The organism is Enterobacter sp. UCD-UG_FMILLET (assembly GCF_000762975.1).
Classification (GTDB): domain Bacteria; phylum Pseudomonadota; class Gammaproteobacteria; order Enterobacterales; family Enterobacteriaceae; genus Enterobacter; species Enterobacter dykesii.
In genome coordinates, this window is record NZ_JRJC01000019.1 from 72,904 (window position 1) to 90,717 (window position 17,814).

The 17,814-nt window shown below is 58.8% G+C and carries 19 protein-coding genes; 16 read left to right on the plus strand and 3 right to left on the minus strand.

From position 1 onward, the window contains the following. Nucleotides 1-78: 78 nt before the first annotated feature. Complete coding sequence (locus tag LA04_RS09660; RefSeq protein WP_047651374.1) at nt 79-561, minus strand: Hcp family type VI secretion system effector; 483 nt, start codon at nt 559-561, stop codon at nt 79-81. Between the two features lie 200 nt (nt 562-761). Further along, on the minus strand, nt 762-2,807 hold the full coding sequence (gene paaZ / locus LA04_RS09665; RefSeq protein WP_047651375.1) for a phenylacetic acid degradation bifunctional protein PaaZ: 2,046 nt from the start codon (nt 2,805-2,807) through the stop codon (nt 762-764). Between the two features lie 285 nt (nt 2,808-3,092). Between paaZ and paaA the strand changes: the two genes are divergently transcribed. The 13 genes from paaA to paaY all read left to right on the plus strand — a co-directional run bounded on the left by paaA (nt 3,093) and on the right by paaY (nt 14,243). Continuing rightward, nucleotides 3,093-4,022 (plus strand): 1,2-phenylacetyl-CoA epoxidase subunit PaaA, encoded by a 930-nt coding sequence (gene paaA, locus LA04_RS09670; RefSeq protein ID WP_047651376.1) that lies wholly within the window; start codon nt 3,093-3,095, stop codon nt 4,020-4,022. Nucleotides 4,023-4,033: 11 nt separating this feature from the next. After that, the gene (gene paaB / locus LA04_RS09675) at nt 4,034-4,321 is read left to right on the plus strand and encodes a 1,2-phenylacetyl-CoA epoxidase subunit PaaB (protein ID WP_003857353.1); all 288 of its coding nucleotides are present in this window, start codon (nt 4,034-4,036) and stop codon (nt 4,319-4,321) included. Nucleotides 4,322-4,329: 8 nt separating this feature from the next. Beyond that, on the plus strand, nt 4,330-5,076 hold the full coding sequence (gene paaC, locus LA04_RS09680) for a 1,2-phenylacetyl-CoA epoxidase subunit PaaC (RefSeq protein WP_047651377.1): 747 nt from the start codon (nt 4,330-4,332) through the stop codon (nt 5,074-5,076). Between the two features lie 11 nt (nt 5,077-5,087). Then, nucleotides 5,088-5,585: a 1,2-phenylacetyl-CoA epoxidase subunit PaaD gene (gene paaD / locus LA04_RS09685; protein WP_047651378.1), complete on the plus strand. Its 498-nt coding sequence runs from the start codon at nt 5,088-5,090 to the stop codon at nt 5,583-5,585. Between the two features lie 7 nt (nt 5,586-5,592). Then, nucleotides 5,593-6,663, plus strand: a complete 1,071-nt coding sequence (gene paaE, locus LA04_RS09690) for a 1,2-phenylacetyl-CoA epoxidase subunit PaaE (RefSeq protein WP_047651379.1) — start codon at nt 5,593-5,595, stop codon at nt 6,661-6,663. Next, nucleotides 6,660-7,427 (plus strand): 2,3-dehydroadipyl-CoA hydratase PaaF, encoded by a 768-nt coding sequence (paaF, locus tag LA04_RS09695; RefSeq protein ID WP_047651380.1) that lies wholly within the window; start codon nt 6,660-6,662, stop codon nt 7,425-7,427. Before paaE ends, paaF begins: the two co-directional genes overlap by 4 nt. Next, nucleotides 7,427-8,215: a 2-(1,2-epoxy-1,2-dihydrophenyl)acetyl-CoA isomerase PaaG gene (gene paaG / locus LA04_RS09700; protein WP_152594365.1), complete on the plus strand. Its 789-nt coding sequence runs from the start codon at nt 7,427-7,429 to the stop codon at nt 8,213-8,215. Before paaF ends, paaG begins: the two co-directional genes overlap by 1 nt. A 1-nt stretch (nt 8,216) precedes the next feature. After that, a complete protein-coding gene (gene paaH, locus LA04_RS09705) occupies nt 8,217-9,641 on the plus strand; it encodes a 3-hydroxyacyl-CoA dehydrogenase PaaH (RefSeq protein ID WP_047651382.1) in 1,425 nt (474 codons plus the stop codon). After that, nucleotides 9,631-10,059 carry a hydroxyphenylacetyl-CoA thioesterase PaaI gene (gene paaI / locus LA04_RS09710; RefSeq protein ID WP_047651383.1) on the plus strand — a complete coding sequence of 143 codons (429 nt, stop codon included), beginning with the start codon at nt 9,631-9,633 and terminating at the stop codon, nt 10,057-10,059. Before paaH ends, paaI begins: the two co-directional genes overlap by 11 nt. Continuing rightward, nucleotides 10,052-11,257 (plus strand): 3-oxoadipyl-CoA thiolase, encoded by a 1,206-nt coding sequence (pcaF, locus tag LA04_RS09715; protein ID WP_047651384.1) that lies wholly within the window; start codon nt 10,052-10,054, stop codon nt 11,255-11,257. The genes paaI and pcaF overlap by 8 nt, the downstream gene beginning before the upstream one ends. Before the next feature lie 27 nt (nt 11,258-11,284). Further along, complete coding sequence (paaK, locus tag LA04_RS09720; RefSeq protein WP_047651385.1) at nt 11,285-12,601, plus strand: phenylacetate--CoA ligase PaaK; 1,317 nt, start codon at nt 11,285-11,287, stop codon at nt 12,599-12,601. Between the two features lie 103 nt (nt 12,602-12,704). Then, nucleotides 12,705-13,637, plus strand: a complete 933-nt coding sequence (gene paaX / locus LA04_RS09725) for a phenylacetic acid degradation operon negative regulatory protein PaaX (RefSeq protein ID WP_047651386.1) — start codon at nt 12,705-12,707, stop codon at nt 13,635-13,637. A gap of 9 nt (nt 13,638-13,646) precedes the next feature. Continuing rightward, nucleotides 13,647-14,243: a phenylacetic acid degradation protein PaaY gene (gene paaY / locus LA04_RS09730; RefSeq protein ID WP_023619119.1), complete on the plus strand. Its 597-nt coding sequence runs from the start codon at nt 13,647-13,649 to the stop codon at nt 14,241-14,243. Here paaY and LA04_RS09735 read toward each other — a convergent pair. After that, nucleotides 14,152-15,423, minus strand: coding sequence for a serine hydrolase domain-containing protein (locus LA04_RS09735; protein WP_047651387.1), 1,272 nt, complete (start codon nt 15,421-15,423; stop codon nt 14,152-14,154). The two genes, paaY and LA04_RS09735, sit on opposite strands and share 92 nt — an antisense overlap. Before the next feature lie 137 nt (nt 15,424-15,560). On the opposite strand from LA04_RS09735, the gene LA04_RS09740 reads away from it, so the two are divergent. From LA04_RS09740 to LA04_RS23120, 3 genes are all read left to right on the plus strand, one after another. Then, nucleotides 15,561-16,055, plus strand: a complete 495-nt coding sequence (locus LA04_RS09740) for a glutathione peroxidase (RefSeq protein WP_047651388.1) — start codon at nt 15,561-15,563, stop codon at nt 16,053-16,055. Between the two features lie 356 nt (nt 16,056-16,411). Then, a complete protein-coding gene (locus LA04_RS23115; RefSeq protein ID WP_052119541.1) occupies nt 16,412-17,035 on the plus strand; it encodes a hypothetical protein in 624 nt (207 codons plus the stop codon). Between the two features lie 25 nt (nt 17,036-17,060). After that, on the plus strand, nt 17,061-17,814 hold a 754-nt coding region (locus LA04_RS23120), incomplete at its 3' end, for a hypothetical protein (protein ID WP_200882524.1).

The following is a 17,814-nucleotide window of genomic DNA, read 5'->3' on the forward strand; positions in this document are numbered from 1 at the left end:
TATGGCTGACAACGTCAACGCCCGGGGGCGAAAATGAAGCAATATCGTATGGAGTAGAATATGAAGGCACACGCATAGTTAACGCTCTGCCCAGCTATCGGCGAATTGCAAATTACCGTCGCAATATGTCCAGGTTATTTTGTCGTACCGTAGCTCAACGACTTCAAGATGATTGTGTTTTTCTTTCGTCGGGTCTTTAGTGTCATGCATCAATGGCGTAACGGAAACGACGCGAATATTATCGAGATGCATATTGTAATATTCTACCTCTTGACCAGCGTCATTTATGCGATACCACCTAAATTCCGCTGATTTGAGGGTTTGCCCAGTAGCAACGGCTTTCATTAGGTAAGGAGAAGATGAATCAATTTCCTTTTGAAAAACGATTGGCGCATGGTTGCGTTTGCTGGTGATTTTACCGGTCAAAGGATCCGTTGGCAGGCGGAGGTTATGGGTAAAGCCGGTGACTTCAATGCTTCCCTCGCGGTCACGAATATCCACTGAGCCTGTGATTTTTGCGCCGCCGTCGTCCGTTAAGAAAAGATATACGGGTATTGCCATATTCAATTAACCTTCCATGTAATTGCACTAAAAAACATTCACGTCAGAAAATAATAACCATGATAACAATATGGTCAATTCGATTACTGTTTCTGGTTGTAACTTATTCAGACCAGGCTGGCTGGATGGTTTGGTCTCCCAATGCCATCCAGTCTATGTTTTCTCTTAACGCAACATATCAGCGGATTAAGAGTTAAGGCTCAAGATAAAATATCCCCCTGCTGGCGCGCCACCAACGTCAGGATGGAGTAGAGCGCCACGGCCTGCTGGTGCTGGTTGAAGATCTCAACCGCCCATTCCACCACGCCGGTCGGTTTTTCCTCGGCGGTACGCTGTTTCTTCAGCGTTTTGCGCTTGCAGGTCAGGCGCACCTGGATGGTATCTCCCGGTTTAACCGGCTCGATAAAGCGCAGGTTTTCCATACCGTAGTTGGCAATAACCGGCCCGACGCCCGCGTCAACAAACAGTCCCGCCGCGGCGGAGATCAGGAAGTAGCCGTGCACCACGCGCTCGCCAAAGATCGACTCTGCCGCGCCGATCTTGTCCATATGGGCGTAGAAGTGGTCCCCGCTCAGGCAGGCAAAGTTCACAATGTCCGCTTCCGTCAGGGTGCGGCGCGGCGTCAGCAGGCTGTCGCCCGGCTGCAGCTCCTCAAAGTATTTGCGGAACGGATGCACGCGGTCTTCCTGCACCGCTGCGCCACGCACCCACTGCTTGCCAATGGCCGCCAGCATCGTCGGGCTGCCCTGGATCGCGGTGCGCTGCAGGTAGTGCTTCACCGCACGCAGGCCGCCCAGCTCTTCGCCGCCGCCCGCGCGGCCCGGGCCGCCGTGTACCAGCTGCGGCAGCGGGGAGCCGTGGCCGGTAGACTCTTTTGATGATTCCTCGTTAAGGATCTGAATACGCCCGTGGGCGCGCGCCGCGCCGGCAATAAACTGGCGGGCAATCGCCGAATCGGCGGTGACCAGCGTACCGGCCAGGCTGCCGCCGCCCGCGCGGGCAAGCTGCATCGCGTGGCGCGCGTTGCGATACGGCATCAGCGTCGCAACCGGGCCGAAAGCTTCGGTTGAGTGCACCACTGGGGTTTCGTCCGGCTGCGGGCAGTACAGCAGGGTCGGTGGGAAGAACGCCCCCGCGGCCTGCAAATCCGCTTTGCCGCCCAGACGGATCTGGCAGCCAGCGGCGATCAGCTGCTCCACTTTCTCCTGCACGTCCGCGCGCTGTTCGGCGTTGACCAGCGCACCCATCTTCACCCCTTCCTGCGCCGGGTCGCCCATCACCACCTTTTCCAGGCGGGCAATCAGCGCCTGGCTCACGGCGTCAATCTGGTTTTGCGGGACGATAATCCGGCGAATGGCCGTACATTTTTGCCCGGCTTTGGCGGTCATCTCGCGGACCACTTCCCGGACGAACAGGGCAAACTCCGGCTGGTCTGGCGTAACGTCTTCCCCCAGCACGCAGCAGTTCAGGGAGTCGGCCTCCATGGTGAACGGAATCGAATTCGCCACGATATTCGGGTGCACGCGCAGGCTTTGCCCGGTGCTGGCGGAGCCGGTAAAGGTCACGACGTCCTGGCTGTCGAGCTGGTCGAGCAGATCCCCCGCGCCGCCGCAGATCAGGCTGATGGCACCGTCCGGCACCAGCCCGCTGTCGACGATGGATTTCACCATCGCCTGCGTCACCTGCGCGGTAGCGGTAGCGGGTTTGATGATGGCGGGCATGCCGGCAAGCCAGGTCGGCGCCAGCTTTTCCAGCATCCCCCAGCAGGGGAAGTTAAAGGCGTTGATGTGCACCGCCACGCCGGATTTTGAGGTCAGGACGTGGCGCGCGGCAAAGCCGCCTTCTTTCGACAGCGGGATTAACTCGTCTTCCGGCCACAGGGTGTCATCCGGCAGCTCGCGGCTGCCCAGGCTGGCGTAAGTGAAGAGGGTGCCGATCCCCCCTTCAATATCCACCCAGCTGTCCGCCTTCGTCGCCCCGGTCTGGGCGGACAGGGCATAAAACGTCTCTTTCTCGCTGAGCAGGTGCTTTGCCACCGCCTTCAGCATGGCAGCACGTTCGATAAAGGTCATCTCGTGAAGCGCTTCCCCGCCGCGCTCAATCGCATAGCGACGGGCGGCCGCCATGTCCAGCCCTTCGCTGGTCACGCTCCACAGGGCTTCGCCACTGATGGCGTGATGAATAGTGCGCTCGCGGCCCCGGCCAGACTGCCAGGTGCCGGATAAGAAGCTGGCTAACTGCTGCATCGCTTATCTCCAAATGTTACGTGATTTACTCATTAATAGTTTGATCGTGAATCATAAAAATCAAGCTGAGTTTTTAATGAATTGTTAACGTTGTGATCTGGCTGGATGAATCTCATCGCGTAAAGGCGCTTTCTGAAAGGCCTGACGCAAAAGCCTTGCGAGCGGCATCACAAAACCAGGAAACAATTCTTGGGGTTATATTTAACCTGTGTGTAACTTTTAAAAAACAAAGTGATTCAACATTACGCCTTAATTTGCAAACTAACGAATCATAAAGGTGATGACGTGACGCAAGAACAACGGTTTGAGCAGCGCATAGCGCAGGAGACGGCGATTGAGCCTCAGGACTGGATGCCTGACGCCTACCGTAAGACGTTGATCCGCCAGATTGGTCAGCATGCGCACTCCGAAATTGTCGGCATGCTGCCGGAGGGGAACTGGATCGCCCGCGCGCCGACGCTGCGCCGAAAAGCGATCCTGCTGGCGAAGGTGCAGGACGAAGCCGGACACGGGCTTTACCTCTACAGCGCGGCGGAAACGCTGGGCTGCGCGCGGGAGGACATCTACCAGAAGATGCTAGACGGCAGGATGAAATACTCCTCCATCTTCAACTATCCGACCCTGAGCTGGGCCGATATCGGCGTGATTGGCTGGCTGGTGGACGGCGCCGCTATCGTCAACCAGGTGGCGCTGTGCCGGACCTCCTACGGTCCGTATGCCCGCGCGATGGTGAAAATCTGTAAAGAAGAGAGCTTTCACCAGCGTCAGGGCTTTGAGGCCTGCATGGCGCTGGCGCAGGGCAGTGAGGCCCAGCGTCAGATGCTGCAGGACGCCATCAACCGCTTCTGGTGGCCGGCGCTGATGATGTTCGGGCCTAACGACGATAACTCGCCGAACAGCGCCCGGAGCCTGGCGTGGAAAATCAAACGCTTCGGCAACGACGAACTTCGCCAGCGCTTTGTCGACAACACGGTGCCGCAGGTGGAGATGCTGGGCATGACGGTGCCGGATCCCGACCTGCGATTTGATGAAGAGAGCGGTCATTATCGCTTCGGCGAGATCGACTGGCATGAGTTTGACGAGGTCATTAGCGGGCGCGGCATCTGCAACCACGAGCGCCTGGCCGCCAAACGTAAAGCCTGGGAAGAGGGGGCGTGGGTGCGCGAAGCCGCACTGGCGCACGCGGAAAAACAACACGCCCGCAAAGTGGCTTAAGAGGAATCACGATGAGCAACGTCTACTGGCCGCTCTATGAAGTGTTCGTACGCAGCAAACAGGGGTTATCCCACCGTCACGTGGGCAGTCTGCATGCCGCCGACGATCGCATGGCGCTGGAAAATGCGCGCGACGCCTACACCCGACGCAGCGAAGGGTGTTCTATCTGGGTGGTTAAGGCGAGCGAGATTGTCGCCTCCCAGCCGGAGGAGAGCGGTGAGTTCTTCGACCCGGCGGAAAGCAAGGTTTACCGCCATCCGACGTTCTACACCATCCCCGACGGCATCGAGCATATGTGAGGCAACGAATGAATTCAGTGACTGCCTATGCCCTGCGTCTGGGCGACAACGGTCTGGTGCTTTCCCAGCGTCTCGGCGCCTGGTGCGGCTACGCGCCGGAGCTGGAAATTGACCTCGCGCTCGCCAATATCGGTCTCGACCTGCTGGGCCAGGCGCGCAATTTCCTGACCTATGCCGCGGAGCGGGAAGGCCAGGGCGATGAGGACACGCTGGCGTTTGGCCGCGACGAGCGCCAGTTCCGCAACGTCCTGCTGGTGGAGCAGCCGAACGGCAGCTTCGCCGACACCCTTGCCCGCCAGTACCTGATGGATGCCTGGAACGTGGCGCTGTACGAACGCCTGACCCAAAGCCGCGACGGCCAGCTTGCCGCCATCGCCGCCAAAGCGATTAAAGAGGCGCGCTACCACCTGCGCTTCAGCCGCGGCTGGCTGGTGCGTCTGGGCGACGGGACCGAAACGTCCGCGCAAAAAATGCAGGAGGCTATCGACAACCTGTGGCGTTTTACGGCGGAGCTGTTTGAAGCCGATGACGTCGAACGGGAACTGATTGAGTCCGGCGTGGCGGTTGACCCGCGCCTCCTGCGCCAGCCGTGGGAAAGCGAAGTGTTTGCCGGTCTGAACGAAGCCTGCCTGCAGGTGCCCGCAGAGGTGGCGTACCGCACCGGGGGCAAGAGGGGGCTGCATACCGAACATCTGGGCCCGATGCTGGCGGAAATGCAGTATCTCCAGCGCGCGTATCCCGGTCAGCAGTGGTAAAGGAGAACGCTATGCAACGCCTCGTCGACATCGCGCCCGCGCAAATCCCGCAGATCTGGTCGCTGCTAAGCCAGATCCCCGATCCGGAAGTGCCGGTATTAACCATCACCGATTTAGGCATGGTGCGCAGCGTGAAGGCGCAGGGGGAAGGCTGGGTCATTGGCTTCACGCCAACCTACTCGGGCTGCCCGGCAACGGAACACCTGCTGGGGGCGATCCGCGACGCGATGACAGCCCACGGCTTCACCCCGGTGCACATTGTGCTCCAGCTTGAGCCCGCCTGGACCACCGACTGGATGACCGCCGACGCGCGCGAGCGTCTGCGGGCGTACGGCATCAGCCCGCCCGTGGGGCATAGCTGCCACGCGCACGCGCCTGTGGAGGTGAGCTGCCCGCGCTGCGCCAGCACCGACACCTCGCTTATCAGTGAATTTGGCTCGACGGCCTGCAAAGCGCTCTACCGCTGCAACACCTGCCGCGAGCCCTTCGACTATTTCAAATGTATTTGAGGCTGCCATGACAACGTTTCATTCATTAACAGTGGCAAAAGTGGAACCCGAAACCCGCGACGCGGTGACGATTACCTTCGCCGTGCCAAACGATTTGCAGGACGCCTACCGCTTCCGCCCCGGCCAGCACCTGACGTTAAAAACGAAGCTCGACGGGGACGAGCTGCGCCGCTGCTACTCCATCTGCCGGAGTATCGCCCCGGGCGAAATCAGCGTGGCGGTCAAAGCCATCGACGGAGGGCGCTTTTCCCGCTATGCGCGGGATGAGATCAAAGCGGGCATGGCTCTGGAGGTGATGGTGCCTCAGGGTCAGTTTGGCTACCAGCCGCGGGCCGAACGCGAGGGGCACTATCTGGCGATTGCGGCAGGCTCCGGGATCACCCCGATGCTGGCGATTATCTCCGCGACGCTGGCGACCGAACCCAACAGCCATTTCACCCTAATTTACGGCAACCGCAGCAGCCAGAGCATGATGTTCCGCCAGGCGCTGGCGGACCTGAAGGACAAATATCCGCAGCGGCTGCAGCTGGTCTCCATCTTCAGCCAGGAGCGGCTGGACAGCGATCTGCTTTATGGCCGCATCGACGGAGAAAAGCTGCAGGCGCTGGCGAAAACCCTGATCAACTTCCGCCAGTACGACGAGGCGTTTATCTGCGGCCCGTCGGCGATGATGGACGACGCCGAAGCGACGCTGAAGGCGCTGGGGATGCCGGACAAATCCATTCACCTTGAGCGCTTTAACACCCCGGGGAACACCGCTAAACGCGCGGTGCACGTCCAGGCGGAAGGACAGAAAGTGACCGTGCGTCAGGACGGGCGCGACCGCGAAATCACCCTGACGGCGGACGACGAAAGCATCCTGGATGCCGCCCTGCGTCAGGGGGCGGATCTTCCGTATGCCTGCAAGGGCGGCGTGTGCGCCACCTGTAAATGCAAAGTGCTGCGCGGGAAGGTGGACATGGCGACGAACTACAGCCTGGAGCCGGACGAGCTGGCCGCCGGATACGTGCTGAGCTGCCAGTCGCTGCCGTTAACCGCCGACGTGATCGTCGACTTCGACGCGAAGGGGATGGCATGAGCGAACTGATTGTTACCCGTCATGGCCGCGTGCTGCAGCTGACGCTGAACCGTCCGGCGGCGCGCAACGCCCTCAACAATGCGCTGTTAACCCAGATTGCCGAGCAGCTTGAGGCCGCCGCCGTGGATGCCGACATCGCCGTCTGCGTGATTTACGGCAGCGAGCGCTGCTTTGCCGCCGGGGCCGATCTCAGTGAAATGGCGGAGAAAGACCTGCCTGCCACCCTGAACGATATTCGCCCGCGGCTGTGGGCGCGGATTAACGCGTTTCCTAAACCGCTGATTGCCGCCGTGAACGGCTTCGCGCTGGGCGCAGGCTGCGAGCTGGCGCTGCTGTGCGACGTGGTGATTGCCGGTGACAACGCCCGCTTTGGCCTGCCGGAAATTACGCTGGGCATTATGCCCGGCGCGGGCGGCACCCAGCGCCTTATCCGCAGCGTCGGGAAATCGCTGGCCAGCAAAATGGTGCTGACCGGCGAGAGCATTTCCGCCGCGCAGGCGCTGAGCGCCGGGCTGGTAAGCGACGTTTTCCCGCCAGCGCTGACGCTGGAGTATGCCCTGAAGCAGGCGGCGCTGATGGCGCGCCACTCTCCGCTGGCGCTGCAGGCGGCGAAACAGGCGCTGCGTCAGTCTCAGGAGGTGCCGCTCCAGGCCGGACTCGCCCAGGAGCGCCAGCTGTTTACGCTGCTTTCTGCCACAGAGGATCGCCGGGAGGGCATCGACGCCTTCTTACAAAAACGCACCCCCGACTTTAAAGGACGCTAATTGTGGAATTTATTCTCAGTCATGTTGAGCAGGGCGTAATGACCATTACGCTGAACCGTCCGGAGCGTCTGAACAGCTTTAACGACGTGATGCACAAGCAGCTTGCCGAGTGCCTGAAACAGGCCGAACGGGATGACACCGTTCGCTGCCTGCTGATCACCGGGGCGGGACGCGGATTTTGCGCCGGTCAGGATCTGAACGACCGCAACGTCGACCCCAACGGCCCGGCGCCGGATCTGGGGAAGTCCGTTGAAACCTTCTATAACCCGCTGGTGCGCCGCCTGGCAAAGCTGCCGAAGCCGGTGATTTGCGCGGTTAACGGCGTAGCGGCCGGCGCGGGGGCCACGCTGGCGCTCGGCTGCGATATGGTCATTGCCGCCCGTTCCGCCAGCTTCGTGATGGCCTTCAGCAAGCTCGGCCTGGTACCGGACTGCGGCGGGACCTGGCTGCTGCCGCGCGTGGCCGGACGCGCCCGCGCCATGGGGCTGGCGCTGCTCGGCGATAAGCTCAGCGCCGAACAGGCTCAGGCCTGGGGGATGATCTGGCAGGTAGTGGATGACGAACAGCTCTCCACTACCGCGCAGCAGATGGCGCTGCACTTTGCGTCTCAACCGACCTTCGGGCTGGGGCTGATCAAGAAGGCGATCAATGCCGCAGAAACCAACACCCTGGACGCCCAGCTCGATCTGGAGCGCGACTACCAGCGCCTGGCCGGGCGCAGCGACGATTACCGCGAGGGCGTCAGCGCCTTCCTGGCGAAGCGCGCGCCGAACTTTACGGGGAAATAAGATGCTGAACATACGGACTGTCGCCGTGATCGGCAGCGGCACGATGGGCGCCGGTATTGCCGAAGTCGCCGCCAGCCATGGTCATCAGGTGCTGATCTACGATATCGCCAGCGATGCGATATCGCGCGCCATCGACGGGATCCGCCAGCGTCTGGCCTCCCGGGTGACGCGCGGAAAACTCTCCGCCGATGCCGGGAGCCAGATCCTCGGCCGGCTGGTTCCGGTCACCGATATCGAGGCGCTCGCCGCGGCCGATCTGGTCATTGAAGCGGCCTCAGAACGTCTGGAGGTGAAGAAGGCGCTGTTTGCACAGCTGGCAGAGATCTGTCCGCCGCAGACGGTGCTGACCAGCAATACCTCATCCATCTCCGTCACGGCGATTGCCGCGGACATCCACCACCCGGAGCGCGTCGCAGGGCTGCATTTCTTTAACCCGGCGCCGGTGATGAAGCTGGTGGAGGTGGTCAGCGGGCTGGCGACCTCTCCGGAAGTGGCCGACGCGCTGTGCGAGCTGGCGCTGAACTGGGGCAAACAGCCCGTGCGCTGCCAGTCAACGCCGGGATTTATCGTCAACCGCGTCGCGCGTCCGTTTTATTCCGAAGCCTGGCGCGCGCTGGAAGAACAGGTCGCCCCGCCGGAAGTTATCGACGCCGCCCTGCGCGACGGTGGCGGTTTCCCGATGGGGCCGCTGGAGCTGACCGACATGATTGGGCAGGACGTGAATTTCGCGGTGACCTGCTCGGTATTTAACGCCTTCTGGCAGGAGCGTCGTTTTCTGCCTTCGCTGGTGCAGCAGGAGCTGGTGCTGGCGGGAAGGCTGGGCAAAAAGAGCGGGAAGGGCGTCTACGACTGGCAGGGTGACAAACCAGACGTGCAGTGGGTTGAGTCGGTGGAAGACAGCTACAGCCCGATGCGCGTGGAAAGAAGACGTGACGGTGTCACAGAAATTGATGATGTGTACCTGATTGAAACGCAGGGTGAGACCGCGCAGGCGCTGGCGCTGCGGCTCAACGGCCCGGTGGTGGTGGTGGACCGCATTGAGCGCGACGTGGCGGTGATTGCGGCGGCCGCCAGCAACACGCACACCGCGACGCAAAAGGTCATCCGCTACCTGCAGCAGCAGGGGCATCGGGTAGTGCAAATTGCCGATTATCCCGGCCTGCTGGTCTGGCGCACGCTGGCGATGATTGCCAACGAGGCGCTGGATGCCCTGCAAAAAGGGGTCGCCAGCGAGAAGGATATCGATACCGCCATGCGCCTGGGCGTGAACTACCCAAGCGGGCCGATCGCCTGGGGCGAGCGGCTGGGCTGGCAGCGCCTACTGACGCTGCTGGAGAACCTGCAGCGCCATTACGGCGAAGAGCGCTATCGCCCCTGTTCACTGCTGCGCCAGCGCGCGCTTCTGGAGAGTAGCTATGAGTCATAACGCCTGGCATAACGCCCGCGCGATGTACGAACGGGACGCCTGCGCGCAGGCGATGGGGATGGACATTGTCGAGATGGACGAGGGCTACGCGGTGGTGTCCATGACCATCACCGCGCAGATGCTCAACGGCCACCAAACCTGCCATGGCGGACAGCTTTTTTCGCTGGCAGACACCGCCTTTGCCTACGCCTGCAACAGCCAGGGGCTGGCGGCGGTAGCCTCAGGCTGCTCGATTGATTTTCTGCGTCCGGGCTTTGCCGGGGACACGCTCACCGCCACCGCGCGCTTGATGCATCAGGGCAAGCTGACCGGCGTGTATGACATTGAAATCCAGAACCAACAACAGAAAACCGTCGCCCTTTTTCGCGGGAAATCTCACCGCATCGGCGGCAGCGTGACAGGAGAGGCAGATGCGTGACGCATTTATTTGTGATGGTGTTCGAACCCCGGTGGGACGCTACGGCGGCGCGCTTTCCGCAGTCCGAACCGACGATCTCGGCGCCGTGCCGCTGCGCGCGCTGCTGGCCCGCTACCCCCAGCTCGACCTTGAGCGGATCGACGACGTGATCTTCGGCTGCGCCAACCAGGCGGGGGAAGATAACCGCAACGTAGCGCGCATGTCGTCCCTGCTGGCCGGGCTGCCGCAGACGGTGTCCGGAACCACCCTTAACCGCCTGTGCGGCTCGGGGCTGGACGCGATTGGTTTTGCGGCGCGCGCCATTAAGGCGGGCGATGGCGAGCTGCTGATCGCGGGCGGCGTGGAGTCGATGTCGCGCGCGCCGTTTGTGATGGGCAAAGCCACCGCCGCGTTTCAGCGTCAGGCGGAGATCTTTGATACCACCATCGGCTGGCGATTTGTGAATCCGCTCATGCATCAGCAATTCGGAACTGACAGCATGCCGGAAACGGCAGAGAATGTAGCTGAATTGTTAAATATCAGCCGTGCCGATCAGGACGCATTCGCTCTGCGCAGCCAGCAGCGTACCGCTCAGGCGCAGCAGAACGGCATTCTGGCGCAGGAGATCGTGCCGGTGCAGGTGCCGGGCAAAAAAGGGGTGATTACGGAGTTCAGCGTGGATGAACATCCGCGCGCGGACACCACGCTCGAACAGCTCGCCGGGCTAAAAACGCCGTTTCGTAAGAACGGGGTGGTCACGGCGGGGAATGCCTCCGGCGTCAACGACGGCGCTGCGGCGCTGATCGTCGCCAGCGAGAAGATGGCGCAGGCGCAGGGGTTAGTCCCGCGTACGCGGATTGTGGCGATGGCGACGGCAGGCGTGGAGCCACGTCTGATGGGGCTTGGCCCGGTCCCGGCGACCCGCAAGGTGCTGGAGCGCGCCGGACTCAGCATTAACGATATGGACGTTGTCGAGCTTAACGAAGCGTTCGCCTCGCAGGCGCTGGGCGTGCTGCGTCAGCTGGGCCTGCCGGATGATGCCGCGCACGTCAACCCGAACGGTGGCGCGATCGCGCTGGGCCACCCGCTGGGCATGAGCGGCGCCAGGCTGGCGCTGGCCGCGAGCAATGAACTGCACCGACGCGGCGGGCGCTATGCGCTGTGTACGATGTGCATCGGTGTGGGTCAGGGCATTGCCATGATCCTTGAGCGTGTTTGAGCATAAAAACAATGTGAGTACCCTACAATGACAAATACAACAAAGCTTGATCCGATTGAAACGGCCTCCCTTGACGAGTTACAGGCGCTGCAGACCGCGCGTCTGAAATGGACGCTGCATCACGCCTATAACAACGTGCCGATGTACAAACGCAAGTTTGACGCCGCGGGCGTTCACCCTGACGATTTCAACGAGCTGGCGGATATCCGTAAATTCCCGTGCACCACCAAGCAGGACCTGCGGGATAACTATCCGTTCGATACCTTTGCCGTGCCGATGGAGCAGGTGGTGCGCATTCACGCGTCATCCGGCACCACCGGGAAACCGACCGTTGTCGGCTACACGCAGGGCGACATCGACAACTGGGCCAACCTGGTGGCCCGCTCCCTGCGCGCTGCGGGCGGCAGCGCGAAGGACAAAATTCACGTGGCGTATGGCTACGGCCTGTTTACCGGCGGGCTGGGTGCGCACTATGGCGCAGAGCGTTTAGGCGCGACGGTGATCCCAATGTCCGGCGGCCAGACGGAGAAACAGGCGCAGCTGATCCGTGATTTCCAGCCGGACATGATCATGTTGACGCCGTCCTACTGCCTCAACCTGATTGAGGAGCTGGAGCGCCAGATGGGCGGCGATGCCAGCGGCTGTTCCCTGCGCGTGGGCGTCTTCGGCGCCGAGCCGTGGACGCAGGCCATGCGGCGCGAAATTGAAAAACGCTTAGGCATTACGGCGCTGGACATTTATGGCCTCTCCGAGGTGATGGGCCCGGGCGTGGCGATGGAGTGTATCGAAACCGTCGACGGCCCGACCATCTGGGAAGATCACTTCTACCCGGAGATCGTCAACCCGAACGACGGCACGCCGCTTGACGACGGCCAGCAGGGCGAACTGCTGTTCACCACGCTGACCAAAGAGGCGCTGCCGGTGATCCGCTACCGCACCCGCGACCTGACCCGTTTGCTGCCGGGTACTGCCCGCACCATGCGCCGCATGGACCGGATCAGCGGCCGCAGTGACGATATGCTGATCATCCGCGGCGTCAACGTCTTCCCGTCGCAGTTGGAAGAGGAGATCGTGAAGTTCGAGCACCTTTCTCCGCACTACCAGCTGGAGGTGAACCGTCGCGGGCATCTTGATTCACTTTCCGTGAAGGTGGAGCTGAAAGAGAGTAGCCTCACGCTGACGCACGAGCAGCGTTGCCAGGTATGCCACCAGCTGCGCCACCGCATTAAGTCAATGGTGGGAATCTCCACTGACGTCATGATTGTTAACTGCGGCAGCATCCCGCGCTCGGAGGGCAAGGCCTGCCGGGTGTTTGACTTGCGTAAAGCGGCGGCCAACGGCTAAGTTTTCCCTCACCCCGGACCTCTCCCAAAGGGAGAGGGTTAGGGTGAGGGTACACCCCCATAATCCTATGCTATGATTCATCCAGGACAAAAATTACAACAGAATGAATCACATGAAACTCGACGCCTTTATCCAGCACGCGGTCAGCTCCGTTCCCGTCAGCGGGACCTCGCTTATCTCCTCGCTATACGGTGACGCGCTTTCCCATCGCGGCGGTGAGATTTGGCTCGGCAGCCTGGCCGCCTTACTGGAAGGGATGGGGTTTGGCGAGCGCTTCGTGCGTACCGCGCTGTTTCGCCTTAACAAAGAGGGCTGGCTGGACGTTTCCCGCATCGGGCGTCGCAGCTTTTACCGCCTGAGCGATAAGGGGCTACGCCTGACGCGTCGCGCGGAAAATAAGATCTACCGTGCGGAACTGCCCGCCTGGGACGGCAAATGGCTGCTGCTGCTCTCCGAGGGGCTGGACAAAAACACCCTTGCAGACGTCAAAAAACAGCTGATCTGGCAGGGGTTTGGCACGCTGGCACCGAGCCTGATGGCCTCGCCGTCGCAGCATCTGGCGGACGTGCAGTCTCTGCTTCACGATGCCGGCGTGGCGGAAAACGTGATTTTTTTTGAAGCCCACTCGCCGCTGGCGCTCTCCCGCGCCGCGCTGCGTTCGCGGGTGGAGGAGTGCTGGCAGTTAACCGAACAAAACGCGATGTACGAGTCCTTTATCAACTCGTTCCGGCCGCTGCTGCCGCTGCTGAAAGAGGCCACGCCGGAGGAATTGACGCCGGAACGCTGTTTCCAGATCCAGCTGCTGCTGATTCATTTTTATCGTCGCGTGGTGCTGAAAGACCCGCTGCTGCCGGAAGAGTTGCTGCCCGCGCACTGGGCGGGGCAAAGCGCCCGACAGCTCTGCATAAATATCTATCAGCGTGTCGCGCCGGGGGCGCTGGCGTTTGTCAGCGAGAAGGGCGAAACCTCCGTGGGTGAACTGCCCGTGCCCGGCACGCTTTACTATCAACGCTTTGGTGGTCTTACAAGCGCATAAGGAGCGAAGATGCCAGTTTATCAAATTGACGGTCTGACGCCGGTCGTGCCTGACGAGAGCTACGTTCATCCGACGGCGGTGCTGATCGGGGACGTGATTCTGGGTAAAGGCGTTTACGTCGGTCCTAACGCCAGCCTGCGCGGTGATTTTGGCCGCATCGTGGTGAAAGACGGTGCCAACATTCAGGATAACTGTGTGATGCACGGCTTCCCGGAGCAGGACACGGTGGTGGAAGAGGACGGGCATATTGGCCACAGCGCCATTCTGCACGGCTGCGTGATCCGCCGCAATGCGCTGGTGGGCATGAACGCGGTGGTGATGGACGGGGCGGTCATCGGTGAAAACAGCATCGTCGGCGCGGCGGCGTTCGTGAAGGCGAAAGCGGAGATGCCCGCCAACCATTTGATTATCGGCAGCCCGGCCAAAGCGATTCGCGAGTTGAGCGAGCAGGAGCTGGCATGGAAGCAGCAGGGTACGCGGGAGTATCAGGTTTTGGTGGAACGCTGCAAGCTCACTATGCACCAGGTGGAGCCGCTGCGCGAGGCTGAGCCTGACCGGAAACGACTGACGTTTGATGAGAACTTAAGGCCGAAGTCGGCGGTGTAGGGCTCTGGCCGTCTTTTTTCGCCATATCCATCAACAGCGCGATGCCAATGTAATTACTCCAGTTAAAGGTATTTTGCAGCACCACCACCGCATTGCCTTTTTCTTTGTCATAACCGATAAAGCTGGAGTAGCCGCCGATATAGCCGACCTGATAGGTGATTTTTTCCAGACCGATAAAGTCGGTGGTCCAGGCAATACCCTGTACTCCGTCGGGGCGTTGAATATCGGTGTTTCTCACTTCGGCAAAGACGCTGTCCAGCAAGGGATTGTGCGTCGTCGATACGTGATAGCGAGCATAGGTCGCCAGATCTTCGGCGTTACTGTATAAGCTCGCTGCCGCCACCATGTTGTTGGAAAAATGCCAGTCCGGGGTGAGCTGCCCGCGCGGGATAAATTTCGGCTGATCGCCCGCGTGGCCGAGCGCCCGCTGCGGGTAGCCTTTGAGCTGCAGGGGTATAAAGCTGCTGTTAGCCATGTGCAGCGGACGGAAAATATAGCGCGAGGCTAAACTCTGGATATCTTCGCCGGTTTTGTGCTTCAGGATATAGCCGATCAGGGCGTAACCGGTATTGGAGTATTGCGGCACTTTATTCTCTGGCGCCCGCCAGTCGGCGAGGTAGCGCAGCACGTTATCGCTATCCAGCTCGCCGTAGAAATTATCGCCCGTGCTTAAATAGCCGATGAATTTCCCAAGCATCGGAACATCCATATTCTGACGCGGCAGGCCGGAGGTGTGGGTTACCAGTTCAAGCAAGGTGATTTTTTGTGCATCCGCGCTAAGCGGCGTAGCCGGCGGAAGCAATGTTGCCAGGCTATCGTTCCAGTTCAGTTGCCCTTCATTCACCAGGCACGCCACCACTTCCGCCGTGATCCCTTTGCTGAGCGAGCCGAGCGCAAACAGGGTGTCGGGCCTGACCGGATAACGATTGACCGCATCGGTTACGCCCCAGGTGTAAAACTGCGGCGAGCCGTGATTATGGATCACCGCGACCGTCATCCCGGGAACGGATTTTTGCGCCATATAGTGACGCACCACGCTGTCCACGTCGCCATCCAGCGAATCATGGGTGAGAAGTTCCTGAGTACCTTCCGGGGAGGACATTTGCGAGAGCGTGCCACAACCGCTGAGGAGTGGGAGAGTAAGCAGAAGCCAGCGAGTTTTTTTTGTTATGTTCTGCATACCTGATAGCGAGTGTGGTGGTCATTGACGCGCCAGGAATGTATCACAAATAGCCTGCCTGAATGTAAACTTTCTAAACGGCGGCGGCCCTGTTGATGGTCACCGTGACTTTTCGGCCAGCCTTGAGGGATTTCAGTATGACTCGCTTTTATCAAATTTCCGCCACCCGCCTGGATGGCCGCCTTATCTCAATGGCCGACTATGCGGGAAAGGTGGTTTTGGTCGTCAATACCGCCAGCCAGTGCGGCTTCACGCCGCAATATGCTGGCCTTGAAGCGCTATACAAGCAATACGCCGATCGAGGATTAGTGGTGCTGGGCTTCCCATGCAACCAGTTCGGCAAACAGGAACCCGGCGGCGCCGACGAAATCTCGAAGACCTGTTACATCAACTACGGCGTGAGCTTCCCGATGTTTGAGAAGGTTGAGGTCAACGGCAATGTGGCGCACCCGCTGTTTCGTTACCTGAAAAACGAATTGCCCGGCGTGCTGGGGGAGCGGATCAAGTGGAACTTTACTAAGTTTCTGATTGGCCGCGACGGCAAACCACTGAAGCGTTTTGCTCCGATGACCACCCCAGAGAAAATGGAGGGGGCGATTGTGGAAGCTTTGGGGAGGTCAGAGTTTTGGTGAATGGAATTAACCAGCATCTCTGTTCCCTCCATGTTCAATATGTTACTTAAATACGCCCGTAGAATGCGCAAATGCGGCACGTTGCATCATCGTGATGATGACATCAGCTTTCGTTTAAGCTATTGAGTTAAAACATGTTATCAGTTTATGCCACTCAAACGGCAGAACAGCACCGTATACCTTTGACTATTTCGTGAATGATTTACTTGTCCGGATGGCATACTCCTCTTTGTATTTTTACTCATATACCTATGAGCTAATGACAAAATGTGACACTCTAGGTGGATATAATCACAATTTGTAAGAATCCGGGGTCGATTATTCGTCGATCCGTTGCAACGAATAAGGAGAAAGTTGTGAATAACGTCAATTCCTTCCTTAAGGAAAATTTACCTTCAGTAAGTAAGAACGTTTTTGTTGCTCCAGGTATCCCTGAAAAAAAACTGAATAACGTCGCTAAAGCATTCAATGTCTCTGATAACCTGAATGCTGTGCTGGCTATTTATGACAATACGGTATTTGGTAGTGCAAAAGATGGCATCGTTTTTACCGGTGAAAAACTGGTTATAAAAGAAGCGTTTGAAAGTCCTTATGACGTCTACTACAACAATATTGAAACCGTAGAATATATAGAAGATGTCACAGTAAATGATAAAGGCAAGGAAAAGCGAACAGAATTTGTCTCCCTCAAACTAAAAAATGGCGAAGTAAAACCACTCAAAAGTTTGATGGAGTGCAACTATAAGAGGCTGAGCGACATTCTTGAGCATACCATCAGTGACTTTGATGAGTTCAAAGAAGAAGATCAGCTCATCACCCTTGCTGAAATGTCAGAAGCTCTTAAAGTGGCTTACGTCAAAATCATTGTTAACATGGCGTTCTCCGATGACGGTCAGGTTGATAAAAAAGAGTTTGCCGAAATTCTCTTGTTGATGACTCGACTTGAGTTAACGACCGAATCCCGATTTACGCTGGCGTAGTTACATCGGTGCAGAATCCAGTCTAATGTCGGTCGAAGAGTTAATAGCGATTATTGACCGGGAATGCGTGCCTGGCCATAACAAGTCAATAAAAATCTCTCTTGTTAAAGACCTGATTAGCATTTTCATGAGTGTTAATGATGGTGAATATAAAAACTTTCCATTTCTTCAGCAGGTGCAACCCCTGCTTGGCGTAACTGACGAAGAAATAGAACTTGCGGTGATGGCTATTCAGCAAGACTTTAAGATGTTACGAGAAGATTTTTCCGATGATGCGCTGAAACGCAGCATGAAAGAACTTACGGCAAAAGCCGGTGCGGTAGGTGTGCCGCTCGCTGCTGTCTATCTTTCTGGCTCTGTCATCGGTATGTCCGCTGCGGGCATCACGTCTGGCCTCGCAACGCTTGGACTTGGCGGCGTGCTGGGCTTTTCAAGTATGGCAACGGGTATTGGTGTTGCGGTGTTAATAGGTGTGGGTGCCTATAAAGGGATTCGTCATCTTACGGGGGCTAATGAACTGGATAAATCCAAGCGCCGGGAGCTTATGCTTAATGAAGTCATCAAGCAGACACAATCCACATTGTCCGCGCTAATTAATGATCTCAATTATATTTCTGGTAAGTTTAACGACGCTCTGGATGCGCATAATCGGCAAGGTGAAAAAATTCAAAAGCTCCAGAAGATGATGAATGCATTGACCGGCGCGGCGGATGAATTGAATAAGAAATCGAATAAAATGCAAAACAGTGCACTCAAACTTAAGTGCCCTGTCTACCTTG